The organism is Pseudomonas sp. GW821-FHT09C09, from assembly GCF_059418105.1.
This window is the reverse complement of sequence record NZ_JBWKPF010000002.1, coordinates 19,259-42,585: the sequence shown is the minus strand read 5'-3', so window position 1 is coordinate 42,585 and position 23,327 is coordinate 19,259. Positions and strand designations below refer to the sequence as shown.

Annotated in this window: 29 protein-coding genes, 1 tRNA gene and 1 pseudogene; 21 read left to right on the top strand and 10 right to left on the bottom strand. The window is 61.3% G+C overall.

Annotated elements, in window-relative coordinates; genetic code table 11:
* Positions 1-90 precede the first annotated feature (90 nt).
* Positions 91-1,044 carry a LysR family transcriptional regulator gene (locus AC07NR_RS05260; protein ID WP_248741176.1) on the top strand — a complete coding sequence of 318 codons (954 nt, stop codon included), beginning with the start codon at positions 91-93 and terminating at the stop codon, positions 1,042-1,044.
* Between the two features lie 7 nt (positions 1,045-1,051).
* Here the strand turns inward: AC07NR_RS05260 and AC07NR_RS05255 are convergent, their stop codons facing one another.
* Entirely contained in the window at positions 1,052-1,957 is a 906-nt protein-coding gene (locus AC07NR_RS05255) for a LysR family transcriptional regulator (protein ID WP_495077973.1), read from the bottom strand.
* Between the two features lie 112 nt (positions 1,958-2,069).
* On the opposite strand from AC07NR_RS05255, the gene AC07NR_RS05250 reads away from it, so the two are divergent.
* The 5 genes from AC07NR_RS05250 to AC07NR_RS05230 all read left to right on the top strand — a co-directional run bounded on the left by AC07NR_RS05250 (position 2,070) and on the right by AC07NR_RS05230 (position 4,997).
* Positions 2,070-2,906 carry an SDR family oxidoreductase gene (locus tag AC07NR_RS05250; protein ID WP_495077972.1) on the top strand — a complete coding sequence of 279 codons (837 nt, stop codon included), beginning with the start codon at positions 2,070-2,072 and terminating at the stop codon, positions 2,904-2,906.
* A 70-nt stretch (positions 2,907-2,976) separates the two neighbouring features.
* Entirely contained in the window at positions 2,977-3,483 is a 507-nt protein-coding gene (locus tag AC07NR_RS05245; RefSeq protein WP_495077971.1) for a PaaI family thioesterase, read from the top strand.
* A gap of 17 nt (positions 3,484-3,500) precedes the next feature.
* Positions 3,501-3,863, top strand: coding sequence for a hypothetical protein (locus AC07NR_RS05240; protein WP_495077970.1), 363 nt, complete (start codon positions 3,501-3,503; stop codon positions 3,861-3,863).
* 31 nt (positions 3,864-3,894) lie between these two features.
* On the top strand, positions 3,895-4,302 hold the full coding sequence (locus AC07NR_RS05235) for a RidA family protein (RefSeq protein ID WP_495077969.1): 408 nt from the start codon (positions 3,895-3,897) through the stop codon (positions 4,300-4,302).
* A gap of 32 nt (positions 4,303-4,334) precedes the next feature.
* On the top strand, positions 4,335-4,997 hold the full coding sequence (locus tag AC07NR_RS05230; protein ID WP_495077968.1) for a glutathione S-transferase family protein: 663 nt from the start codon (positions 4,335-4,337) through the stop codon (positions 4,995-4,997).
* A gap of 9 nt (positions 4,998-5,006) precedes the next feature.
* Here the strand turns inward: AC07NR_RS05230 and AC07NR_RS05225 are convergent, their stop codons facing one another.
* Genes AC07NR_RS05225 through AC07NR_RS05210 form a run of 4 tightly spaced genes read right to left on the bottom strand, consistent with a single transcriptional unit; the run spans position 5,007 to position 9,242 of the window.
* Positions 5,007-6,125, bottom strand: coding sequence for an agmatine deiminase family protein (locus AC07NR_RS05225; RefSeq protein WP_495077967.1), 1,119 nt, complete (start codon positions 6,123-6,125; stop codon positions 5,007-5,009).
* Positions 6,126-6,172: 47 nt separating this feature from the next.
* Positions 6,173-7,276: an extracellular solute-binding protein gene (locus AC07NR_RS05220; RefSeq protein WP_495077966.1), complete on the bottom strand. Its 1,104-nt coding sequence runs from the start codon at positions 7,274-7,276 to the stop codon at positions 6,173-6,175.
* 1 nt (position 7,277) lies between these two features.
* A complete protein-coding gene (gene aguB, locus AC07NR_RS05215; protein ID WP_495077965.1) occupies positions 7,278-8,186 on the bottom strand; it encodes an N-carbamoylputrescine amidase in 909 nt (302 codons plus the stop codon).
* Between the two features lie 3 nt (positions 8,187-8,189).
* Positions 8,190-9,242, bottom strand: coding sequence for an agmatine deiminase family protein (locus AC07NR_RS05210; protein ID WP_119429109.1), 1,053 nt, complete (start codon positions 9,240-9,242; stop codon positions 8,190-8,192).
* A gap of 137 nt (positions 9,243-9,379) precedes the next feature.
* On the opposite strand from AC07NR_RS05210, the gene AC07NR_RS05205 reads away from it, so the two are divergent.
* Positions 9,380-10,240, top strand: coding sequence for a LysR substrate-binding domain-containing protein (locus AC07NR_RS05205; RefSeq protein WP_495077964.1), 861 nt, complete (start codon positions 9,380-9,382; stop codon positions 10,238-10,240).
* On the opposite strand, the gene AC07NR_RS05200 is transcribed toward AC07NR_RS05205, so the two are convergent.
* A complete protein-coding gene (locus AC07NR_RS05200) occupies positions 10,203-11,144 on the bottom strand; it encodes a LysR family transcriptional regulator (RefSeq protein ID WP_423205533.1) in 942 nt (313 codons plus the stop codon). The two genes, AC07NR_RS05205 and AC07NR_RS05200, sit on opposite strands and share 38 nt — an antisense overlap.
* Before the next feature lie 134 nt (positions 11,145-11,278).
* On the opposite strand from AC07NR_RS05200, the gene AC07NR_RS05195 reads away from it, so the two are divergent.
* The 6 genes and pseudogenes from AC07NR_RS05195 (at position 11,279) to leuD (ending at position 15,633) form a co-directional block, all read left to right on the top strand.
* Positions 11,279-11,683, top strand: coding sequence for a RidA family protein (locus tag AC07NR_RS05195; RefSeq protein WP_495077963.1), 405 nt, complete (start codon positions 11,279-11,281; stop codon positions 11,681-11,683).
* A 78-nt stretch (positions 11,684-11,761) separates the two neighbouring features.
* Positions 11,762-12,319, top strand: coding sequence for a helix-turn-helix domain-containing protein (locus AC07NR_RS05190; protein ID WP_495077962.1), 558 nt, complete (start codon positions 11,762-11,764; stop codon positions 12,317-12,319).
* Between the two features lie 85 nt (positions 12,320-12,404).
* Positions 12,405-12,962 (top strand): annotated as a pseudogene (locus tag AC07NR_RS05185) (HD domain-containing protein); the annotation flags it as partial.
* Positions 12,960-13,472: a GNAT family N-acetyltransferase gene (locus tag AC07NR_RS05180; RefSeq protein ID WP_495078460.1), complete on the top strand. Its 513-nt coding sequence runs from the start codon at positions 12,960-12,962 to the stop codon at positions 13,470-13,472. The pseudogene AC07NR_RS05185 and the gene AC07NR_RS05180, both read left to right, overlap by 3 nt.
* 127 nt (positions 13,473-13,599) lie before the next feature.
* Positions 13,600-15,021, top strand: a complete 1,422-nt coding sequence (leuC, locus tag AC07NR_RS05175; protein WP_495077961.1) for a 3-isopropylmalate dehydratase large subunit — start codon at positions 13,600-13,602, stop codon at positions 15,019-15,021.
* Positions 15,022-15,024: 3 nt separating this feature from the next.
* Positions 15,025-15,633: a 3-isopropylmalate dehydratase small subunit gene (gene leuD / locus AC07NR_RS05170; protein WP_495077960.1), complete on the top strand. Its 609-nt coding sequence runs from the start codon at positions 15,025-15,027 to the stop codon at positions 15,631-15,633.
* 40 nt (positions 15,634-15,673) lie between these two features.
* Here leuD and AC07NR_RS05165 read toward each other — a convergent pair whose 3' ends face one another.
* Entirely contained in the window at positions 15,674-16,591 is a 918-nt protein-coding gene (locus AC07NR_RS05165) for a LysR substrate-binding domain-containing protein (protein WP_495077959.1), read from the bottom strand.
* Positions 16,592-17,138: 547 nt separating this feature from the next.
* Here AC07NR_RS05165 and AC07NR_RS05160 point away from each other — a divergent pair.
* The 7 genes from AC07NR_RS05160 to AC07NR_RS05130 all read left to right on the top strand — a co-directional run bounded on the left by AC07NR_RS05160 (position 17,139) and on the right by AC07NR_RS05130 (position 21,245).
* Positions 17,139-17,324 (top strand): DUF1843 domain-containing protein, encoded by a 186-nt coding sequence (locus AC07NR_RS05160; protein ID WP_085708738.1) that lies wholly within the window; start codon positions 17,139-17,141, stop codon positions 17,322-17,324.
* 34 nt (positions 17,325-17,358) lie between these two features.
* Positions 17,359-17,994: a DUF1842 domain-containing protein gene (locus AC07NR_RS05155; RefSeq protein ID WP_134826565.1), complete on the top strand. Its 636-nt coding sequence runs from the start codon at positions 17,359-17,361 to the stop codon at positions 17,992-17,994.
* A gap of 40 nt (positions 17,995-18,034) precedes the next feature.
* Positions 18,035-18,616, top strand: a complete 582-nt coding sequence (locus AC07NR_RS05150; RefSeq protein ID WP_423205524.1) for a DUF1842 domain-containing protein — start codon at positions 18,035-18,037, stop codon at positions 18,614-18,616.
* A gap of 99 nt (positions 18,617-18,715) precedes the next feature.
* Positions 18,716-20,179, top strand: a complete 1,464-nt coding sequence (locus tag AC07NR_RS05145; RefSeq protein ID WP_305837954.1) for a GDL motif peptide-associated radical SAM/SPASM maturase — start codon at positions 18,716-18,718, stop codon at positions 20,177-20,179.
* Positions 20,180-20,258: 79 nt separating this feature from the next.
* The gene (locus tag AC07NR_RS05140) at positions 20,259-20,543 is read left to right on the top strand and encodes a hypothetical protein (protein WP_305837952.1); all 285 of its coding nucleotides are present in this window, start codon (positions 20,259-20,261) and stop codon (positions 20,541-20,543) included.
* Positions 20,527-20,976 (top strand): hypothetical protein, encoded by a 450-nt coding sequence (locus AC07NR_RS05135; RefSeq protein ID WP_423205522.1) that lies wholly within the window; start codon positions 20,527-20,529, stop codon positions 20,974-20,976. The genes AC07NR_RS05140 and AC07NR_RS05135 overlap by 17 nt, the downstream gene beginning before the upstream one ends.
* A 194-nt stretch (positions 20,977-21,170) precedes the next feature.
* Positions 21,171-21,245, top strand: a tRNA-Gln gene (locus AC07NR_RS05130).
* A gap of 51 nt (positions 21,246-21,296) precedes the next feature.
* Here AC07NR_RS05130 and AC07NR_RS05125 read toward each other — a convergent pair.
* From AC07NR_RS05125 to AC07NR_RS05115, 3 genes are all read right to left on the bottom strand, one after another.
* The gene (locus tag AC07NR_RS05125) at positions 21,297-21,689 is read right to left on the bottom strand and encodes a DUF1801 domain-containing protein (RefSeq protein WP_495078459.1); all 393 of its coding nucleotides are present in this window, start codon (positions 21,687-21,689) and stop codon (positions 21,297-21,299) included.
* A gap of 154 nt (positions 21,690-21,843) precedes the next feature.
* Complete coding sequence (locus tag AC07NR_RS05120) at positions 21,844-22,185, bottom strand: hypothetical protein (protein WP_134826561.1); 342 nt, start codon at positions 22,183-22,185, stop codon at positions 21,844-21,846.
* 86 nt (positions 22,186-22,271) lie between these two features.
* Positions 22,272-22,916 (bottom strand): ATPase, encoded by a 645-nt coding sequence (locus AC07NR_RS05115; RefSeq protein WP_495077958.1) that lies wholly within the window; start codon positions 22,914-22,916, stop codon positions 22,272-22,274.
* 163 nt (positions 22,917-23,079) lie between these two features.
* On the opposite strand from AC07NR_RS05115, the gene AC07NR_RS05110 reads away from it, so the two are divergent.
* Entirely contained in the window at positions 23,080-23,325 is a 246-nt protein-coding gene (locus tag AC07NR_RS05110; RefSeq protein WP_085708437.1) for a hypothetical protein, read from the top strand.
* Positions 23,326-23,327: the final 2 nt, after the last annotated feature.

Sequence of the window (23,327 nt, the reverse complement as noted above, 5' to 3'; positions counted from 1 at the left end):
GCGATCCTAATGACTTGCCGAATGCTGCGGCAGTCGCAAAAAACGGGGGCTGAAAACCGTGGGTTTACACCGTCACAACGGGAGAAAAGGATGAAGCTGCATCAACTGCGGGCGCTGGTGATGATTGCCGACTGCGGCAGCATTCGTGCGGCGGCCCGGCAACTGGGAGTTTCGCAGACCGCCGTGGCCAAGGCCCTGCGCGAACTGGAAGAACACCTGCAATTGCCGCTGCTGGTGCGCAATGCCAGCGGCGTGGTGCTGACCGCTTACGGCCAGTCGCTGCTGCAGCATGCGCGGCAGATGCTCAGCCAGCTCGAACGCGCACAACTGGAGCTGACGCACCTGAGCGATCAGGCCCAGGGCCAGTTGCGCCTGGGCATCTCGCCGTGGATGGGCATGACCCTGCTGCCGGAAGTCGTCACACTGTTCCGCCAGCGCATGCCGCAAGTGCGCCTGGAAATCTTCGAAGGCCTGATGGCCGTGGCCCTGCCAAAACTGCGCGACGGCACCATGGAGTTCGCGGTGGGCCTGGTCTCGTCGCTGCTGCCGCGTCCGGAGTTCGTCAGCGAACCGATCTTTTCCTACCGCATGGCAGTCGTCGCCCGCCACGATCATCCGCTGCGCGGAGCCAACTCCATTCACCAACTGCTCGATCAGGACTGGGTGGTCAACTACCCCGACGCCAGCCACGAAGGCTTGATGACCGAGCTGTTCTGGCAACACGGCGCGCAGATCGACCTGCAACACATCCATCGCGCGCACTCGCCGCAACTGACCCTGTCGCTGATCGAGCAGACCGACATGCTCAGCTACTTTCCCGAGCCGATGCTGACAGTGCCCGGCTACCGCGAACGCGTGGCCCGGCTCGATCTGGCCGAGACCTTCGCCAACGATGTCATCGGCATCGTCACCCCGCGCAACGCCCCGCTGGGCGCGGCGGCGCAGTGTTTTGTCGATTGCCTGTTGCAAGTGATCCGCCGCCGCGCACGCTCGGCGAGGCCGGAGGATGTCGAATTGTTCGATACGCTGGGGTTGTTGATATGAGGCAACGCTACGAGACGCCCCGGTTCGCCCAGTCCCGCACGGCCTGAGCGAACAAACGCAGTGCAGTGGGCGGATGTCGGTTGGCCGGGTAATACAGGCACAGCCCCGAATAGTTCGGACTCCATGGCTCCAGCAACCGGACCAACCGTCCGGCCTGCAAAGCCTCCGCCACCAGGGACTGCGGCACCCAGGCGATTCCCGCACCGGCCAGCGCGGCCTCGACCATCAGATTAAGGTTGTCCATCGTCAACGGGCCTTCCACATCCAGGCTGACGCTTTGTTCGCCCTGTCTGAATTCCCAGCGAAACAGACCGCCACCGGTGAAGCGAAAGCGAATGCAGCGATGGGCCTTGAGATCCTGCGGCACCTGTGGCGCCGGATGCTGCTGAAGGTAGTCCGGCGAGGCCACGGCAGCGAAACACACGTCGGGCCCGAAGCGGATGGAGATCATGTCCCGAGGCACGTCATCGATCAGCCGGATGCCGGCGTCAAAACCGTCGCCGACAATGTCTTGCAGCGCAGCGTCGGCCACGAACTCGATATGGATGTTCGGATAGCGGGCAATGAACTCGGGAACCACGTGCCGTATCAGCGGCCGGATCGACGACTCCGACGCGCTGATGCGGATCGACCCTGAAGGGCTGATCCGGGCGGAGGTGACCTCGTTGACCACGTTCGCCAGGTCATTCATCAACGGTCGAACCCCGTTGAGCAACTGCTCCCCCGCCTCGGTCAGCGACACCGAGCGCGTCGTGCGGTTGAACAGGCGCATTTCCAGGCGCGCCTCCAGGTTGCGCATCGAATGGCTGAGCGCCGACGAAGACACTCCCAATACTCGCGCTGCACCACTGAAACTGCGTTGTTCGGCAATCGCGATGAAAGCAGTAAGGCCCGGCAAATCTGCGCGTAACATTGATGAAAATTCCTCACTAAGGCATGCAGCCAACCCTATATTGTTGAGCAATCAGCAGCAATATAGAGTCGTTCACCTCGTCGGGAATCCGGCTCTCATGTGAGGTGAACCCATGAACAACTCTGCAAATGTGATCGTGGTGATTGGTGCGGGCGCCATCGGCCAGGCGATTGCCCGGCGTGTCAGTGCCGGCAAGCACGTGGTGCTGGCCGATCTCAAACAGGAAAACGCCGATGCCGCCGCAAAGGTCTTGCTCAATGCCGGTTTCGACGTGACTACTGCAGTGGTGGACGTCGCCTCTCGCGCCTCGGTGCAAGCGCTGGTCCGGATCGCTACCGTTCTCGGTGACATCCACGGGGTGATTCACGCGGCCGGGGTTTCGCCCTCGCAAGCGTCTGCCGCAACCATTTTGCGCGTCGACCTGTACGGCACGGCCGTTGTACTGGAGGAATTCGGCCAGGTCATCGCAGCCGGCGGTTCGGCCATCGTGATTGCCTCGCAATCCGGTCACCGCTTGCCGGCGCTGAGCGCTGAACAAAACAACGCGCTGGCCACGACTCCGACTGAGGAACTGCTGGCGCTGCCAATGCTTTCGGCCGAACGCATCAGCGACCCGCTGCATGCCTATCAAGTCTCCAAACGCGGCAACTCGCTGCGGGTCATGGCCGAGGCCGTGCAATGGGGTAAACGGGGTGCGCGGGTCAATACGATCAGCCCGGGCATCATCTTCACCCCACTGGCCCGGGATGAGTTGAACGGCCCACGCGGTGAAGGCTATCGGCGCATGATCGAACGCAGCGCCGCCGGGCGTGGCGGCACACCGGATGAAGTGGCTGCCGTGGGTGCTTTGCTCATGGGACCTGAGGGCACCTTCATTACCGGCAGCGACTTCCTCATGGACGGCGGTGTCACGGCGGCTTACTGGTATGGGGATCTGGCGCCGGACTAAATCACGCTTCATCCTTTATTCGGGGTTAGAATCCGCCCGGTTCGGCTAACAGTTTAAGGATGACCCCGGCATGTCCACCCTCGACACCTCCCTGCAAGACACCGCCGCCCCCGACGGCGTCTGCTTCGGCTGCGGCAGCAGCAACCCGCACGGTTTGCACATCAAGAGCTTCTGGCACGAGGACGGCGTGCATGTCATGGCCGAGCATGTGCCCGAAGCCAAATACTGCGGCTGGCCGGAGCTGGTCTACGGCGGTTTGATCGCGATGCTGGTGGACTGCCATTCCAACTGGACGGCGATGGCTTACCACTACCGCGCCGAAGGCCGTGAAGCCGAAAGCCTGCCACGCATCAACTGCGTCACCGGCAACCTCGGCATCAAGTTCATCAAACCGACGCCGATGGGCGTGCCGCTGACGCTGAAGGCGAAAGTCGAAGGAGAAGTCGGACGCAAGAGCCGGGTGATCTGCGAGGTGTATGCCGGGGATGTGCTGACGGCGGTGGGTGATTCGGTGTTTGTGCGGGTGGATGCGGGGCAGTTGGCGGCGGCCGCTCATGGGCGGAATGCAGACCAATGAGTACCAGAGCAATAAACATGGCGCTGATTGTCGCCATCAGCCTGATGGTGGTGGGCGGCCTGAATTGGCTGATGAACGAATCCTGGCTGATCGCCACGCAAGCAAGCGGCGAAGATGCGTTCTCGTATCTGATAATCGAGATTTTGCAGGCAGTGGCCATCCACACGCTGGCAGTGGCATTCGTCCCGCTGCTGTTGGCGCTCTTTAGAAAGACACTCGCCAGTTATGTCGTGCTGATACTGATGTTGTCGCTCTACATGCTGCTTATCACCGGCATCAACGCGGTCGGCCTGGCCATCGCCGGACTCATGATCGCAGCAGTGGCTTATGCGGTATTCACAAAATCGGTCAACCTGATCCGGTACTTTCGCGCGAAGTGATCCGATCCAACGATTGCCAGGAGCCCCGGCCATGTCCGATCGCAAAATCATCATCCCCGAATCCATGAAACCCATCGTCGAACGCGCCGGTTACGCCCCGGCGGTGCTGGTCGGCGACACGCTTTATTGCGCCGGTCAGGTCGGCCGGACGGCAGATCTGACAGTCATCGAGGACCCCGAGCAGCAATTCATCCGTGCCTGGGAAAACCTCGACGAAGTGCTGAAGGCCGGCGGCTGCACTTTCGAAGACGTGGTAGAGATGACCACCTATCACGTGGACATGAGCCAGCACATGCCGGTGTTTCGCGAAGTGAAGAATCGTGTGTTCCCCAAAGGCTTCTGCGCCTGGACCTGCATCGGCGTCAGCGAACTGGCCCATCCGGGGTTGCTGGTGGAAATCAAATGTGTGGCCGTGCGCAGGCGGGCTATACCTGTGTAGTGTTTTTCACTATCACCGCGAGGCGTTGAACCATGGACTTGACCCTCTACTACCATCCGTTGTCGTCCTACTGCCACAAAGCCCTGATTGCCCTGTACGAACACGGCGTCGCCTTCGAAAAACGCCTGATCGACCTGTCCAGCGAAGCCGAGCGGGCCGAGTTGCGGGCGCTGTGGCCACTGGTCAAATTCCCGGTGCTGCAGGACCGTGCCCGCCAGCGCAATGTGCCGGAGTCGAGCGTGATCATCGAGTATCTGGATCGCTATCACGCCGGGGCTGGCCGCCTGATCCCCGACGATTGGGACACAGCCCTGCAGGTTCGCCTCTGGGACCGTTTCTTCGACAACTACGTGATGACGCCGATGTCGCAGATCGTCGCCGACCGCATCCACAGCAGAAACGCCGACCTGAGCAGCCAGCGCACCTTGCTGAACACCGCCTACGACATGCTGGAAAACCAGTTGGCGACCCACCCGTGGATCGCCAGCCCGGACTACAGCATGGCCGATTGCTCGGCCAGCCCGGCGCTGTTTTACGCCAGTACGCTGGTGCCGTTTGGCGCCGACCGCCCTCGCCTCAGCGCTTATTTCGAGCGGCTGGTGCTGCGCCCGTCTTTCAGCCAGGTGATCGACGAAGCCAAACCCTGGTTTGACTTCTATCCCTTTGCCGAAGCGCTTCCCCAACGGTTTCGCTGAGGAACGGCCTCACGCTGGCTGGTGACTGGTCACGCAGTGAATCCCGCCACCACCGGCGGCAATGGCGTCGATGTTGATCTGCACCACGTCGCGGTTCGGGTAGAGCTGTTTGAGCAGGTCGAAGGCCTTCTTGTCGGCGTCCTTGTCGCCGAACTCCGGGGCGATCACCGCGCCGTTGATGACGAAGTAGTTGATGTAACCGGCCGCGAAGTCGTCGTTGTTCTTGTTGAACTTGGTCTTGCGCGGTTTCAGCGGTGGCGACACGGTGTGGATCTGCAATGGACGACCGTCGGCATCGGTGGCCTGGTTCAGGACTTCCAGATGCGCCAGCGTGACCTTGTGATCGTAGGATTGCGGGTCGGTGTCGAGGTTGGCGATCACTATGCCGGGCTTGACGAAGCGTGCGTAAAAATCGACGTGGGCATCGGTGATGTCCTTGCCCTTGATGCCCGGCAGCCAGATGATCTTGCGCAGGCCCAGGCGTGCCTTCAGTTCCGCCTCGACGTCGGCCTTGCTCCAGCCGGGATTGCGGTTTTCGTTGATCCAGCAGCTTTCGGTCATGATCCCGGTGCCGTGGCCATCGACTTCGATGCCGCCGCCCTCGCCCACCAGTTCGCTGCGGATGTAGGTCGCTTGCGCGTCTTGCGCCACACGTTGGGCGATTTTCGCGTCTTTGGAGTGCTGTTGCTTGTTACCCCAGCCGCTGAAATTGAAGTCCACCGCGCCGAGGCCGCTTTTGTCATCGATGACGAAGTTGGCGCTGATGTCACGCATCCAGATGTCGTCGAGGTTGGCGATCTGGTAGGTGATGTTGGAGGTGCCGCAAATCTCTTCGGCCAGGCTGCGCTCGCCGCTGCGGCAGTAGATGGTCAGTGGCTCGTAACGGGAGATGGCGCGGGCGATCCGGCCCAGGGCTTCCTGGACGTCTTCGGTGAAGTCTTCCCAGATCGCGTCCTGTGCGCCGAAGGCCATGTAGGCGCGTTCGTGCTTGTCGCCCTCGTCGGGCATGAACCAGCGACCTTCGCTGGCCGCCAGAACCCGCGCCGGCGACAGGCCGAGGCCCATGACGGCAGCGCCTACGCCGGCGGCGACTGAAACCTGTTTGATGAACTCGCGACGAGTTGGCATGTGTAACTTCCTGATGTGTAAGGGGCCGCCGAAGCGGCCCGGAAAAATCACTTTGCAGTGGCGGTCTTGAACTTGGTCCAGGTGCGCATGCGGGCACGCATGTCAGCCTGGGGAATATCCTTGCCCGGTATCAGACGAGCATAGGTCGCTTCGTCGAGGTAGATGTCCGGGTTGTTGCGCATCGCCTCATCCACCATTGGCCGGGCCTTGGCGTTGGAGGTCGGGTAACCGGTGAAATTGCTGATCGCTGCCATGTTCTCCGGGCGCATCACGAAGTTGATGAACGCGTAGGCATATTCCGGATGCTTGGCATCGACCGGAATGGCCATGGTGTCCATCCACACCGTGGTGCCTTCACGGGGCACGCGGTACTGGAAGCGGGTCTTCTTGCCGGCGCTGTCCGAGGTGCGCTGGGCCTGGGTCATGTCGCCGCTGTAGCCGAGGGACAGGCACAGGTTGCCGTTGACCAGATCGGTCACCGGTTGCGACTGGAACTTGCGGATATACGGCCGCAGTTTCATCAGCAAATCACTGGCCGCTGCCAGATCCTCGGATTTGGCGCTGCGCGGATCACGGCCCAGATAATTGAGCACCACCGCCAGCACTTCGTCCGGCGAGTCGATCATCGAAATCCCGCAATCGGCGAACTTCGCCGCCAGTTCCGGCTTGAACAGCATGTCGAGGCTGTTGACCGGCGCATCGGCCATGCGCTGCTTGATCTGCTCGGCGTTGTAGGTCAGGCCGATGGTGCCCCAGGTATAAGGCACGGTGGCCTTGTTCGAATGCTCGTAATGGCTGCGCAGTTTCTGCAGGCCCGGTTCGATGTCGTTCATCGCCGAAACTTTCGAAGGATCCAGCGGCAACAGGCTGCCGGCGCGCATCAGCCGTTCGGCTACGGTGTCGCCTGGGAAGATCAGGTCGTAGCCGCTGCCACCGGAAAGCATCTTGGCCTCCAGGGTTTCGCTGCCGTCCATCACGTCGTAGATCACCTTGATCCCGGTTTCGGCGGTGAATTTGCTCAGGGTGTCTTCGGCGAAATAATCCGCCCAGTTGTACAGCCGCAGCGTCTTGTCTTCGGCGTGCACGACCGGCATCAAACCGGCCAGCGCCAGACCCAGAGCACCCAGCAACCACTTGTGTGAGGTGTGCATATCAGACTCCTTGAGGATTCCAGCGGGCGTGAAGGTGACGGCCGTCCTGACTGAGCAGCGCTCCGTACATTTCCGGGCGACGGTCGCGGTAGATGCCCCAGCTCAGGCGATCTTCGCGCATGGCCGAAAGATCGAGGCTCTGCACCAGCACGCCGGTGCTGGCGCGGTCGGCTTCGGCGAGCATTTTTCCTTTGTGGTTGCAGATGAACGACGAGCCGTAGAAATTCATTTGCAGTGTCGCATCGGTACCCGCCACTTCGCGGCCAACACGGTTGGAGGCGATCACCGGCAGCAGGTTGGCAGCCGCGTGGCCGCGCATGGTCATCTGCCAGTGATCCCGTGAATCCAGATCTGCGCAGCCCGGTTCCGATCCGATAGCCGTCGGGAACAACAGCACTTCAGCGCCCATCAACGCCAGGCAGCGGGCGGTTTCCGGGAACCACTGATCCCAGCAGATGCCCACGCCGAGGCGGCCGAATGCGGTGTCCCAGACTTTGAAACCGGTGTCGCCGGGGCTGAAATATTCCTTCTCCTGATAGCCGATGGCGTTGGGGATGTGGGTCTTGCGGTAAACACCCAGCAAACGCCCGTCGGCATCCGCCACGCTCAGGGAATTGAAGTAGGCATTGCCGGCCTTCTCGTACCAGCTCAGCGGGAGCACCACGCCAAGTTCCCGGGCCAGTGCGGCGAAGCGCGACAGCACCTGACTGTCCCGGTATTCCTCGGCCAGCCCCATGTGATGGTGGCTCTGCTCGATACAGAAATATGGCGTGGCGAACAGCTCCTGCAACAGGATCACTTGCGCGCCCTGCGCCGCCGCTTCACGCACCAGTTGCTCGGCGCGGTCGAGGTTGCTGTTCAGGTCCCAGGTGCACGGCATCTGGGTGGTGGCGACTTTGAGCATCGTCATCGATCAACCCTCCACCGGCCAGGCTGGCTGTTGCTGGGTGATGCAATGCACACCGCCGCCGCCATGGGCCAGGTGATTGATCTGCACCGGCACCACTTCACGGCCCGGGAATGCCTTGGCCAGGGTTTCTGCCGCCACATGGTCGGCCTCGATGCCGTAGGCCGGCATGATGATCGCGCCGTTGGCGATGTAGAAATTGGTGTACGAGGCGCAGAACACTTCGGCTTCGGTGTCCACGGCATCGGTGGCTTCATACAGCTCGATCAGCTCGAATTTGCGGCCCTGAGCGTCGGTGGCCAGTTCCAGTGCACGGCGGTTTTCCCGCACCACTTCGGCGTACACCGAGCTGCGATCGTGAGTGGCATCCACCAGCAACACGCCGGGACGGGCGAAGGCGCAGACGCCATCAACGTGGCCGTCGGTCATGTCACCGGTGACGTAGTCCGGATCCCCCGGCAGCCAGATGGTTTTCTTCACGCCGAGCAGACGACTGAAGATTTCTTCCATCTCGGCCTTGCTCACGCCGGGGTTGCGGTTGGGGTTGAGCAGCACCGATTCGGTGGTGATCAAGGTGCCCTCGCCGTCCACATGGATTGCGCCGCCCTCGTTACTCAGCGCCGTGCCGAAGCACTCGCCGCCCAAATGATTGAGTACGCGGCGGGCCAGGCTTTCGTCCAGGTCATGGGCCGACTTGCCGCCCCAGGCGTTGAAGCGCCAGCTCACACCGGCCAGACCTTGCTCCGGATGAACGACGAAGCTCGGGCCGGAGTCGCGGCACCAGCTGTCGTTGACCGCCAGCGGAATCAGTTCGATGTTCGGCCCGCACAGGGCTTTGGCGCTGGCGATGGCCGACGGATCGACGACCATTTTCACCGGTTCGAACCGGGCGATGGCGTTGGCGACACGGGCGAAATCTTCCTGCACCAGCGGCAAGGTCACGCGCCAGCCCGACTCCCACAGGGCTTTGTTGTGGGGCCAGACCATCCAGGTCGCGGCGTGCGTTACCCACTCTGCCGGCATCATCCAACCGCTGTTGTTGTTTTTGTTCTGCTGCATGGTAAAAAGCCCTTTGAGTTAAGCCATTGTGTTCAATGAAACCAGCCTTGGCGGCGTTGACGTGCATGCTAATGGCGGCCTGACGGGCAAACAAACGATGGATTTAGCGGAAAACTGATTAGAGGAACTTATCGATCATGCTGAAACACTGGCCACCCCTCAGCTCGTTGCGCGGCTTCGAAGCCGCAGCAAGATTGGGCAGTTTTCACAAGGCCGCCGAAGAGCTGAGCCTCACACAGTCGGCCATCAGCCAGCAGATCCGCAGCCTTGAGGCGTACCTGGAGCAGCCGCTGTTTTTCCGCAGCGGACGCAGCGTCGCCCTGACCGACGCCGGCCACGATCTGCTCAGCACGACTCAGGCGATGCTGCAGCAACTGTCGGTGGGCATCCGGCGGCTGGGGCAGTACCAGAAACCCAATCAACTGGTGCTCAACACCACGCCGGCGTTTGCCCGGCACTGGTTGCTGCCGCGTCTGGGGGATTTCCGCCGTCAGCATCCGAATGTGGACCTGTGGATTTTCAGCACCGATGAAGTGCCGGACATGGCGACCCAGACCATCGATCTGGCGGTGCGCGACGACATCAGTTCTCAGGCTGAATGCAGCTTCAAGGTGCTGCATGCCGACCGGCTCTATCCGGCGTGTCACCCGAGCCTGCTAAGCGTGCCGAGCGCTCAGCGGACAACGCTGCACGGCGAGCGGGAAATGGACTGGAGCCATTGGGCGGTGGAATCCGGGATCGACGTCGGCCAGCAGGATCAGGGCCTGAACTTCTCCGATCCGGGCCTGTTGCTGGACGCAGCGTGCGGCGGACTCGGCATCGCGCTGGTCAGCCAGTTGCTCAGCCGCAAGGCCCGGGCCGACGGGCTGTTGCAGCCCTTGGTGGACGACACCATTCGCGGCCCGAACTGGGCGCTGCTGACCCACCGCGACAGCGAAAGCGACCCGATGGCCCGCAGTTTCACCGAGTGGTTGCTGGCGAACCTGGGCGATCCATGACCGGTGCGTGACGGGCCATCACCTCGGCGACCCAGTCGATGAACACCCGCAGTTTGCGGCTGATGTGGCGGTTTGGCGGGTACGCGACGTAGAGCGGCATCGGATCGAGGCGCCATTCTTCGAACAGCGGCACCAGATCACCGCTCGCCTCGTGTGCCTTGGACATGTACTTGGGAAGCCACAACACGCCCAGCCCTGCGAGGCCCGCCGAGAGGTAGGCATTGCCGTCATCCACCGCCAGTACGTGGCGGCCCTTGATCTGCAAGTCTTCGTGTTCGTTGTGCAAGGCGTAAGGCACGGGTTTGCCGGTGCGCGCCCAGAGGAAACCGACCACCCGGTGATGGCTGTCCTCCAGCTCCCGGGGATGCGCCGGGGTGCCGGCACGGGTCAGGTAACCCGGCGCGGCATACACGCCCAGTTGAAGATCCGCCACCTTCCGGGCCATCAGCGACTGATCCCGCAGCTCCCCGCCGCGCACCACGCAATCGACGTTTTCATCGATGATATCGACGATCCGGTCGCTGACGCCCATGTCGATCTGGATCTCCGGGTAACGCGCGCAAAACTCGGGCAGCGCCGGCACCAGAATCAGGTTGGCCAAGGGGCTCGGCACATCGACCCGCAAGCGCCCCTTTGGCTGGGCCGCCGCGCCGGGAAGGCTGGTCTCGGCATCGTCCATGTCCGCCAGTAACCTGATCACCCGCTCGTAATAGGCCGCGCCGTCCGCCGTAGCGTTGACCTTGCGCGTGGTGCGGTTGAGCAACTTGACCCGCAGGCGCGCCTCCAGTTGCTGCACCAGATGGGTCACGGTGGTCTTGCTCATGTGCAGGGTCTCGGCGGCCTTGGTGAAACTGCCCGCCTCCACCACCCGGGCAAAGGCCTGCATCGCGTCAAAACGGTCCATATCCAACCTCTAATGGCGGCTCGATTGTTTGGCTATCCCAAACAGTGAACGCCAAGGTTGCGCGTTTATCGGGCCGATGCAAGCCCCTAGAGTTTCTCCATCGCAGGTTTTCAACCCATTGAAGGAGACACCCCATGACCAACAATCAGCCGAAACGCGATGTGGTTTTCCCGCCCGGACGTCATGCCTTGTACGAGCGCAATCGCTACTCGCCGGCCGTTCGTTCCAACGGTTTTCTGTTTGTCTCCGGGCAAGTCGGCAGCCTTGAGGACGGCTCGCCCGAGCCGGATCTGAAACAACAGGTGCGCCGGGCCTTCACCAACCTCAACGCGATTCTCGGCGCGGCCGGTGGCAGCTTTGATGACGTGGTGGACGTGACCGTGTTCATGGTCGACCCGCAATCGACCTTCGAAACCATCTGGGAAGTGGTGCCTGAGTTCTGGGGCGAGGCGCCGCATCCGACCATTACGGCTGTCGGCGTGACGTGGCTCTACGGATTTCAGTTCGAGATCAAGGTGATTGCCAAAGTGCCGGAATGACCTGACATCGCGTCGATTTGCAGCACGGGCCGACAGTCTTCAGACTGTCGGCCCGCATTCCTTTTGCGATCCATCGCCATGCCCGACACCTTGCTCAAGCCCAGTCTTCCCGGCATCGCCCTGCGCCGCTGGCGTGTGCTGCACCGCGTCAAGCAGAGCCATGCCGCCGAGTTGTTCAAGGTCACTCAATCGACGATTTCCCGTTGGGAAAGCGGTGTGCAGGCGATGGACCCGGACGCGCATCGGCAACTCGAAACGTTGCTCGCGGCGCGACTCGACAGCGCCGCCGATCAGGCCCTCGCACGGCTGGTGACGGGAAGTGCACGCCCGGTTCACCTCGTCTGCGACCTGACCCATCGCCTGCTGGCCTGCTCCCCGGCCCGGGCCGCGCAGTTCGCCAGCCCGCTGAGCGATCTCCTGGGGCAATCGCTGTGGCGTTTTGCGACGGCGGAAATCCAGCACAAGGAATCCTTGCTGGATGACACCGGCTGGCGAGAAGTCCAGGCGCCGCCGGCTCTGGAATTCGTCACCGGCCACAATGATTCAACCCTTGTCCCCATCCGCGAAAGCCTGTGCCGCTGGACGCGGATCGCCCTCTCCGACGGCACCGCCGCACGGCTGGTGGAAACGCTGTAGGCCACCCGCCGCATATTTTATGCGTGGACGATGATCGAGCCCGGGCCTAGGCTTTGAGCCCTGCTCTTTTTATCCCGGCCACTGTATGAACCTCGAAAAGATCAAGGGACGCCTCGAATTCCTGCGCGAAGCAGAACGGCTCAAGGACGTCCTCAGAAGCGCGCACACTTCCTCCGGTCGCAGCGAAAGCACCGCCGAGCACAGCTGGCGCCTGTGCCTGATGGCAATCGTGTTCGCCGACGATCTGGCCGGGCTCGATGTGCTGAAAGTCCTGAAGATGTGCGTCATCCACGACCTCGGCGAGGCCATCAACGGAGACATTCCGGCAGTCGATCAAGTCGGCTTTCCCGACAAGGGCGAACAGGAACGCAACGACTTGCTGCTGCTCACCCGTTCTCTGGACGACGCCCTGAGAAACGAAATCCTCGCGCTCTGGGACGACTACGAAAACGCCGGCTCCCCCGAAGCCAAAGCCGTAAAGGCGCTGGACAAGCTGGAAACACTTTTACAACACACTCAAGGACAGAATCCGCCAGACTTCGACTATGGCTTCAACCTGGCCTACGGCAAGCAATACACCAACGCCGATCCGCTGTTCGAAACCCTTCGAACCCTGATCGACCGGGATACCCGAGAACGCATGAATACAAACATCACCGTCCGCAACGAACGCCCCGAAGACATCGACGCCATCGCCCGAATCACCGAGGCCGCGTTCCAGCACGAAGAACACTCCAGCCACACCGAACAATTCATCGTCAACGCCTTGCGCCACGCCGGTCAGCTCAGCGTTTCGCTGGTGGCAGTGGAAAACGACACGGTGGTCGGCCATGTCGCCATTTCCCCCGTAACGATTTCCTCCGGCGCTCAAGGCTGGTATGGCCTGGGCCCGATCTCCGTGTGCCCGACCCGCCAGCAGCAAGGCATCGGTTCCGCGCTGATGAAAGCCTCGCTGGCGGAGTTGCAGCGCATCGGCGGGGCTGGCTGCGTGGTGCTTGGCGATCCGGGCTATTACGGGCGTTTCGGCTTCAAGGCCCATGCGGGTCTGGAGTTGCCGGGGATTCCGGCGGAGTATTTTCAGGCGTTGGCGTTTGGTGGGGAGTTGCCGGTGGGCGTGGTGAAGTATCACGAGGCGTTCGAGGCTACCGATTAGCGCCTCATCGTTTTTCATTGCTCACATTTCGTGTTCAACGGCTTCACCAATGCGCGCTTGATGCAGGTTCTGCAATCAACAATTCTGTCCGTACGTAGTTTTGCACTGACAGAAAAGAGCCTGCGCCATGCCCAGCCCGAGAACCCTGTACCAGAAACACATCGACAGTCACACGGTCTGCACCCTCGACGATCAGGGCCATGTGCTGCTCTACATCGACCGCCAGGTCGCCAACGAATACACCAGCCCGCAGGCTTTCAGCGGGTTGCGCGACGCCGGGCGCAAGGTCTGGCGCCCCGCAGCGACGCTGGCGGTGGTCGATCATGTGAACCCTACGGCGCCCACACGCACTGCAACCATGCCCGACGCGGGCGGTGCGCGGCAGGTGTCGTATTTCGAAGAGAACTGCCGCGACTTCGGCATCGAGCTGTTCGATGTGCTGGACAAGCGTCAGGGCATCGAACACGTCGTGGCGCCGGAGCAGGGTTTCATTCTGCCGGGCATGGTGGTGGCGGCCGGTGACAGCCACACCACCACTTACGGCGCACTGGGTGCGTTCGGTTTCGGCATCGGCACCTCGGAAATCGAGCACCTGCTGGCGACGCAGACCCTGGTCTACAAACGCTTGAAAACCCTGCGCGTAACGGTCAATGGCGAGCTCGGTGCGGGCGTCACGTCGAAAGACATCATCATGGCCCTGATCGAAAAGATCGGTGCTTCGGGGGCCACCGGTTATGCCATCGAATTCGCCGGCCCGACGATCAGCGATCTCAGTGTCGAAGCGCGCATGACCATCTGCAACATGGCCGTGGAGGCTGGTGCTCGTGGTGCGTTCATGGCGCCGGACGACAAGGTCTTTGCCTACCTGCAACTCAAGCCGCGCGCGCCCAAAGGCGAAATCTGGGAACAGGCCGTCGAGCGCTGGAAAGCGTTGCACAGCGACCACGGCGCGGTGTTCGATCGAGAAGTCAGCCTTGATGTCTCGGCTCTGGAACCGATGGTCACCTGGGGCACCAGCCCGGATCAGGCCGCCCCGGTCGGCGGACGAGTGCCGGACCCGGCCGGCGAGCCCGACCCGATTTTGCGTCAGGGCCTGCAACGCGCCCTCGATTACATGGGCCTGAAACCCGGCATGCCGTTGAGCGAAGTGGTGATCAGCCACGCCTTCATCGGCTCCTGCACCAATGCGCGGATCGAAGATTTGCGTGACGTTGCCCGCGTGGTGCGCGGCAAGCGAGTCGCGGCTCACGTGCGGGCGATGATCGTGCCCGGCTCGACGCTGGTGCGCGATCAGGCGGAAGACGAAGGGCTGGCGCAGATCTTTCGCGACGCCGGTTTCGAGTGGCGGCAATCGGGCTGCTCGATGTGCCTGGCGATGAACGACGACGTGCTGGCGCCCGGTGATCGCTGCGCGTCCAGCACCAATCGCAACTTCGAAGGCCGTCAGGGCGCCGGTGCGCGCACCCATCTGATGAGTCCGGCGATGGTCGCCGCAGCCGCCATCACCGGACATTTGACTGACGTTCGCGCCTTCGCGCCGGGAGTTTGAGCCATGCAACCGTTCACCACTATCAGCGGCAGCGCCGCGCCGTTTCTGGCAGCCAACATCGACACCGACGTGACCATGCCCAAGCAGTTCCTCAAGGGCATCGATCGTCAGGGGCTGGACCGGGGGCTGTTTTTCGATCTGCGTTTTCTGGCCTCGGGGGCGCCCAATCCCGAGTTCGTGCTCAATCAGCCCGCCTGGCAGGACGCGGCGTTTCTGGTGACCGGCCCCAACTTCGGTTGCGGCTCAAGCCGTGAACACGCGGTGTGGGGTTTGAAGCAAGTCGGGATCCGGGCGCTGATCGGCACCACGTTTGCCGGGATCTTCTACGACAACTGTCAGCGCAACGGTGTGTTGGCAATTCAGCTCGATGCCGCGCAGCACAAGCTGATCGCCGACCTCATCAGCGTTCCGGCAACCGCGCATATCCGCGTGAACCTGCCCGAGCAGACCATCGAACTGGCTGACGGAACACGGATCGCTTTCGAGATCGATGAACTGCGCAAACAGTCACTGTTGCTGGGGCTGGACGCCATCGGCACGACGCTGCAACGGGCCGAACAGATTCGTGCGTTCGAGGCACGACATCTCGCGGAAAACCCTTGGCTGGGCTGAACACAAAAAAACCGGGTGGCTCACTGAACCACCCGGTTTTTCATTCGACGGACAAGTCGCGGAAATACTCTTCGAGAAACTCCACGCAGACCCGCAACTTGGCCGACTCGCTGAGCCGCGTCGGGTACACCGCCCAGACGTTGGCGCTCTGGGTGTAATCAGCCAGCACCTGCACCAGCCGCCCCTGTTCGAGCATCGGTTTGACGTCCCACATCGAGCGCAACAGAATCCCGCCGCCGCTCAAGGCCCACTCCATCACGATTTCGCCACTGTTGGAGGACAACGGGCCGCTGACCCGCACCGATTCCTGCTGCCCGTCCTTGGTGAGTTCCCAGATGCCGAACGCATTGTTGCGTTCCTTCAGCACCAGGCAGTCGTGGTCTTGCAGATCTTCGAGGGATTGCGGCGTGCCCCGGCGCTCGAGGTAATCCGGCGTGGCGCACAACACCCGCCGGTTGCTCACCAGTTTGCGCGCCAGATGCTGGCCCGGCAGGTCATCGCCGACGAGGATTTCCAGATCAAAACCCTCGCCCACCAGATCGATCACGCGGTCGAACACGTCCAGGCGAATGTCGAGCTTCGGGCAGGCTCGGGCCAGTTGGCTGATCGCCGGTGCGACGTGATTGCGGCCAAAACCGAAGCTGCTGCAAATGTGCAGCGACCCGGCTGGCTGGTGCCGGGCCTGGGCAATCTCGCCGAGGAAATCATCGAAATCCCCCAGCAGCTTTTCCGCCCAGATCCGTACCCGCTCGCCATCGTCGGTCAGGGCGATGCGCCGGGTGGTGCGGTGCAACAGCTTTGTCGAGAGCGTGCTTTCGAGCACCGCGATGCGTTTGCTGACGTAGGCCGGGGAATAGCCCAACTCGTCGGCGGCGCTGGCGAAGCTGTTCTTGCGGATGACCGTCAGGAATACCTTGAGGTCTTCGGGCAAGGGAAACTGGTCACGATTCGTGTTCATACAGCTCGATCACCCACTGCCTGCTTCATGATTCGCGCAGGATAGCAGCGGCCATGACCGTTCGGCGCTTTTTCTGGCAGCCCCCCACAAACAGGGCTAGGGTTGCGTGGCTGGCGATATGCTGGCCACTTGGCAAACGTCTCTCGACGAACGCCATCAGCAGCACTGGAAGAAAAATCAGGGATGGTTTTTGTGCTTGCGGGTTAATGCACTCTTGATGAGTGAACAACCTATCCCTGTGTTTCGTTGCTTTCTATCAAGGACAGAAAGATGACCAACGTACAGGCGAACTTCTCTTGCCCTCTGCCACGGCAGACGCGCTCCCCGATTCCGGACAGCAGACCGGACGGTTTCGGCTGACGCCCGCGGCGTCGCATCGGCGCCCATTCAATCACCACGATTTGACGGATCCGGACGGATCAGGCCTTCACATCGCCAGGCACCACTGTCGCCAGTGTTTCCTGCCGCTGGCTGTCGCCTGCCTGTCAGGAAAGACGCCCCTCGCCTGAAGGGGATGTTCGGCAACCACCACGAGGAAACCCTCGATATGACTGGCTCAAAACACAACATGCCGCCTTACGGCGTCGCCATCCAGAGCGCCATCACGGGCGGCGATCTGCAACAGATGAAGACTTTGTTGAAGCAGCGCGATTCAACGAAGCCGGAAGCGAAGGAGCTGCAAACCGCGTACGAAAAACTGGCCAAAGAAGTTTCCCGTCTGGAAAAACACTAAGGCCTTTTCCCACATTGCAATGGAGGCAATTCACATGTCTGGTTCTGTTTCGCAACAAAACGTCGGTCTGTTTCCGGTGAGCTACCGGATCAGCACGGGACTGCCTGGCGCACCAAGCCTGGTACTCAACCTCCTGGTTTCAACGCCTCAGGAGCAAGTCAACGGCAATGCCACCATCACCCAGGCCGTCAATCCGCCGCTCGACCTGCATTCCGATGTATGGGGTGAATACACCTATCTCACCGTCATGTCCCCCGGTGTCAGCAAGATCCTGATCACCGCCCAGGGCAATCATGGCGGTCCAGGCTCCAACTCCATCGTCAACTTCAAGATCCGGCTGGTAGTCGGTACTGACTGGAGAGAAGGTGTCGCCAATTACGAGTACTACAACGGTTCTCAATGGATCGAAGTCACCAATGCCCCGGCGCATCTGGTCGAGTCGGTGCCATCTAAAGCCTTTCAGCCTTTCCATCCCGGCCCCGTGATCCAGCCACACCGTCCGATCATGCCGCTGTACGCCGCCCCCATCCAGAGCGCCATCGCCGCCGGCGACCTGGCCCAGATGAAAAGCCTGGCCGCACTGGCCAAGCAACAACTGGAGCAGCTACCGCAATTGCGGATCGCGCTGGATACCGCAAAAAACGAACTCAGCCGCCTGCAAAGTCGCTGATCGGCCACTGGACTCCATCATCATTCAAGGAAGCAGCATCATGTCGATCGGACTTTTCCATACCCGCCTCATTGTCAGAAACGATTTACTCGGCGCACCTGTCTTGACCCTGGATCTGCTGGTCAACACCGTCAGCAAGAAAGTCAGCGGTGTGGCCAGTGTATTTCAGGCTACCTGGCCTACCGTCAATTTTCGGGCTCAGGTCTGGGGCGACTACAGCCAGGTCAAGCTGACCTCGGCGGTCGAGAACCACATTATCCTCAACCTGGCCGGCAGCCCGAGCGGCCCGCTCAGCCAGATCGCCCAGACCTTCCATCTCAAAGGCATTCTCGGCGGTGATTGGGCCAGCGGTTTTGCCGACTACCGCTACGAAGAGCAAGGCCAATGGCACGTCGTAAAACACGTCGCGGTGCATCAGGCTCAAACCGTGGAGCCGCAACCGGTGCCGCATCCACACGTGCCGCTGTACGCCGTTGCCGTGCAACAGGCCCAGACCAGCGGGGATCTGGCACAGCTCAAGACCGTCGTGCAACAGGGTGAGCAGCAACTGGCCCACGAAGGCGCATTGCGCAGTGCCCTTGAGCAACTGAACGCGGAGATTGCCCGACTGGAAGCACGCTAAACCGCATACGCCGGGCGCGATCCTTCGCGCCCGGCGTCTTGCCGGATTTCAAGGTCAGTCCAATCGTGCCGCGCACAGGACCGTGCGCAAGGATCTCCCATGACAGACATCCGCCCTGCCCGCTACCTCAGTGACACCGATCTCAAACGCTACGTGCCGGTGCACGTGGTCTGGGAAATCACCCTGGCCTGCGACCTCAAATGCCTGCATTGCGGCTCACGCGCGGGTCATCGACGCCCCGATGAACTGAACACCCGTGAATGCCTCGACGTGATCGATTCCCTCGCGGCCCTCGGCACCCGCGAGATCACCCTGATCGGCGGCGAAGCCTATTTGCGCAAGGACTGGACGCAACTGATCCAGGCCATCCACGACCACGGCATGTACTGCGCGATCCAGACCGGCGGACGCAACCTGACGCCGGCGAAGATGCAGGCAGCAGTCGATGCGGGCCTCAACGGGGTCGGAATTTCTCTGGATGGGCTCGCGCCGTTGCACGACAAAGTGCGCAACGTCCCCGGTTCGTTTGACAAGGCAGTCGATACCCTGCGCCGGGCCAAGGCGTCCGGGCTGGCGGTGAGCGTCAACACCCAGATCGGCGCAGCGACTCTGCCTGACTTGCCGGAGTTGATGGACACCATCATCGAACTCGGCGCCACCCATTGGCAGATCCAGATCACCGTGGCCATGGGCAATGCCGTGGATCACCCGGAACTCTTGCTGCAACCCTATCAATTGCTGGAGGTGATGCCGCTGCTCGCACGGCTGTACCGCGAAGGCGTGGATCGCGGCCTGCTGATGAACGTCGGCAACAACATCGGCTATTACGGCCCTTACGAACATTTGTGGCGCGGCTTCGGTGACGAGCGCGTGCACTGGAGCGGCTGCGCGGCGGGTCAAACCGTACTGGCGCTCGAAGCGGACGGCACGGTGAAAGGCTGCCCGTCACTGGCGACCGTCGGTTTCTCCGGCGGCAACGTGCGCAACATGAGCCTGCACGATATCTGGCACTACAGCGAAGGCATCCACTTTGGCCGCCTGCGCTCGGTCGACGACCTGTGGGGTTACTGCCGCAGTTGCTATTACAACGATGTCTGCCGGGGCGGTTGCACATGGACATCCCACTCGTTGCTGGGCAAACCCGGCAACAACCCGTACTGCCATTACCGCACCCTGGAACTGCAAAAGCGCGGACTGCGCGAGCGCATCGTCAAGCTCGAAGACGCGGCGCAACGCTCCTTCGCCGTCGGCCGTTTCGACCTGATCACCGAACGCATCGACACCGGCGAACACGTCAGCAGCGTCAGCGACAGCGGCCAGGTGATCAAACTCGCCTGGATCAATCAGGGCCAGAAGTCGCCGGAGGAAGGACGCATCCCCGTGCAACTGGCGCTGTGCCGCAGTTGCCTGCAATACATCCACCCCCATGAATCGATCTGCCCGCACTGCCACGCCGACGTCGCGGCGGCCGAGGCCAGGCACCAGACGGACCGGGCTCGTCAGCAGGCGATCATGAACACGTTGACGGGGTTGCTGGGGGTGGCGCCGAGTACGTTGAGCTGAGCCGGACGCTGCACGGGAGAGACCACCGTCAAGAACATCTGTATCCTTGGCGGCCTCTCTCTATGTGTCAGGTCATGCCATGCAACGTGACTGCGAAGAGGCCTGCCCTCGCTGCGGCTCGGCTCACGCCGTTCGCCCCAAAAGTATCCTCATAGGCGCTGCCAGCCCGAGCAAGCTGTTTCCCGAGGAAGAAAAAACAGGCTATCGCCGGCTGGATCAACTGGCCATAGACGAGTGCGAGCCGCGCTCGCTCAATGCCCCGCCGCTTGAGCAATTCATCAACGGACTTTACTGCGATCAATGCGCAATCGGTTTCGTGGCAAACACCTTGGTTAAAGGAAGCATTCATGCAGGTAGCAAGTGATAACAGACCCGAGGATTTCCTTCGATTGGAGCACCTGCTTTACGGGTGGAATTATCAGGTGTGGGTTAACGTTTACGGTCCTCTGGACGCGAATCAGTCATTGGTCGATGCGCTCAGGGCTTCGGTGTCAGGCAACTGTGAGGTGGATCGCACGACACCGTTGTCCGTCGAGGATGCAAAGGAGCTGGTCATTGAATCATTGACCTACCCTGGCGATGAGGGCGCCGGCCCTATCGATCTGGAACTGAAACGAGCCGAGGTCTTGCACCTTGCCGGGAAACTGCTGGAAGCCGCACACGTTGAACAGGCTGATCAGGTGAGCACTTTCTGGCTAAAAAAGGGTCACCCTGGCTATCCCGTGTTCTGGGAGTTCGCGCTCGATGTTCACGCCCAAGGCCAACGCTGGATTCTGCTCGGTTGCAGCAGCGACTGATTTCGCCTGACCCGGACTGAATACCCTGCGACCCGTGAAAAAGCCCATAAACACGCTCACAAAACACGGGTTTGAAAATAAGTAGCTGTTTTCCATGAAATTTATTTGCTTCAGGGGTTCCCAGAACGCAAGAGCGCTGGTAAAGTGCCGCCCACTGTTGCAGAGGTCCTCCCGGGACTGAACACAATAGCTACAGGGGCGTCGCCAAGCGGTAAGGCAGCAGGTTTTGATCCTGCCATGCGTTGGTTCGAATCCAGCCGCCCCTGCCATTTTCTTCCTCGTTTCACCCTCCTCCGCTTCATCTCTGCCTCAACGGCAAATCATTTTTTCGAATTCAACGTAATCGCCGAACGCACCAGCGCTTTCAGTGCCTTTGCATCTATTTTGTCGTTTTCGTGAACATCAATCGCCCGCCGGGTATTGCCTTCGAGACTGGCATTGAACAGTCCCGACGGATCCTCCAGCGCCGCGCCCTTGGCAAACGTCATTTTCACCACGGCCTTGTAGGTCTCTCCGGTGCAGATGATGCCGTTGTGTGACCAGACCGGAACGCCGCGCCACTTCCACTCCTCGACCACCTCCGGATCGGCCTCGTGAATGATCGCGCGGATTTCGGCCAGTTTCTGGCCGCGCCAGTCGTTCAGTTCGTTGATTCTTGCGTCGATCAGCGCCGAGGGATTCTCGGTCGCCGCGCCACCGCTGTCCTTCTTCATCTCCTTGTTCTCCCGAAAACCTTGTCCGCTATCCAGCGTAGCGCCGACTGCGCCAGACGCCGGGCAAAAAAAAGCCCCGCAAGGTGCGGGGCAAAGGAATTGGTTGGTTGCGGCCAACCAAAGGAGCATCGTCAAAAGCGTTAACCGTCGGGTGTTACAGGCACTCCTGGGCGGCTCGTTCAAAACTCGACGGCATGAAACTCGACGCCAGCAAGTGGCGCTCGTACAAGAACACCTTGCCGCCGTCCTGCGCCTTGTAGGCTTCCAGCACGTTGTCCGCCGACACTTTGCTCGGCACCACGATCCGGTAGCTGCGCTGGGTCTGGGAGACAGTCGGGTTCATCGCACTGTTCTGCAGTTTCGGCACGACGCATTCGGCGTACTGGGCCGGGGTCTTGTGAGTCTGCAAGGTCAGCGTCGGGTCATTCGGCGCGGAGGCGCAAGCGGTCAGCAGCAAACTGGCAGAAGCCATGGCAGGGATAAAAAAGGCACGCATGGATAAAATCCTGAAAATAAAAGATTCGGTTCTCAAGCAACGTTCAGCGTCACGGGCGCCGCCGTTGCGATTTCTGATTCGGGTGTTCAGCCTGCACTCACCAGGGCCTTGAGCGAATCATCGAACTGCTTCAAGGCGCTGAATTGCAGGTCCCGTTGTTTTTCGATCTGGGCTGCGATCTCGGGCGCTGCCTTGTTGTGAACCCACACCGACGGCAGCTGTTTCTCCACCGCACCTTCGGCCTTGCCGATGTATTGCAGGTTGGCGTCGTAGAAGCGTGCGGCGAACCGCGCTTCGACCTGGCTGTTGCGCTGGGTCAGCAGACGGTTGTGGGTGTCGAGCATCACCACCACGTCGGGATGGGCCTGTACCAGTTGATCCAGGCTGTCGTAGACAGTCACCGAGAGAAACTGCTGTTGCAGCGAGCTCATCAACCAGTCGATGGCCAGTTCCGGGTCGGAGCTGTTGACGAAGGCCTCGCGAATCCGCGCATCGAGCGCATCCTTGGCACCGTTCACCGCCACATCGTGATAACGCTCGAGGTATTGCAGGTTGTCCAGGGTGTTTTCGCTGTACAGCACACCCACGGTTTGCGAGTGCTGCAGTCCGCTGCCGGCGCCGCCGATGGGAAGAAAATGGCACGTACCGGCGTCGGCTGCGTAAGTCGGTGCAGTGGTGGCTACCCCGCCCATCAGCAGGGCGACCAAAGCCAGTCGGGTCAGAGTCTTCATCGCGCAAATTCCTTGAGCTGCGTTTCGATGGAGGCGATTTTCCGCCTGTCGGCCGCAAAGCAGAACTTGCGTTTCTTGATGGTCACTATTACTTGAACCAATAGTTGCGCAGCGTGCAGACTGCTGCACACTCGATCACAACGAAAACAAATGAGGATTATCCGTGCGAACCTTTGATTTGATCCGCGATGCCGTCCTGCCCGAATTCCGCGACCGGGTGGCCGAATACCTCGTCGAATACGAAACCGTGCTGGGCCAGCCGGCGGACGATTCGGAGTCGGTACGGGCCGTGGCCAATCAGTTGCGCGGTTACCTGCGCGGCCTCAACACCACGCGAGTGCTGGGCATGGCGGACTGGGAAGAACTCGACCGGCGCGTGCTGGACACCTGGCTCGCGCATACGCGATGACC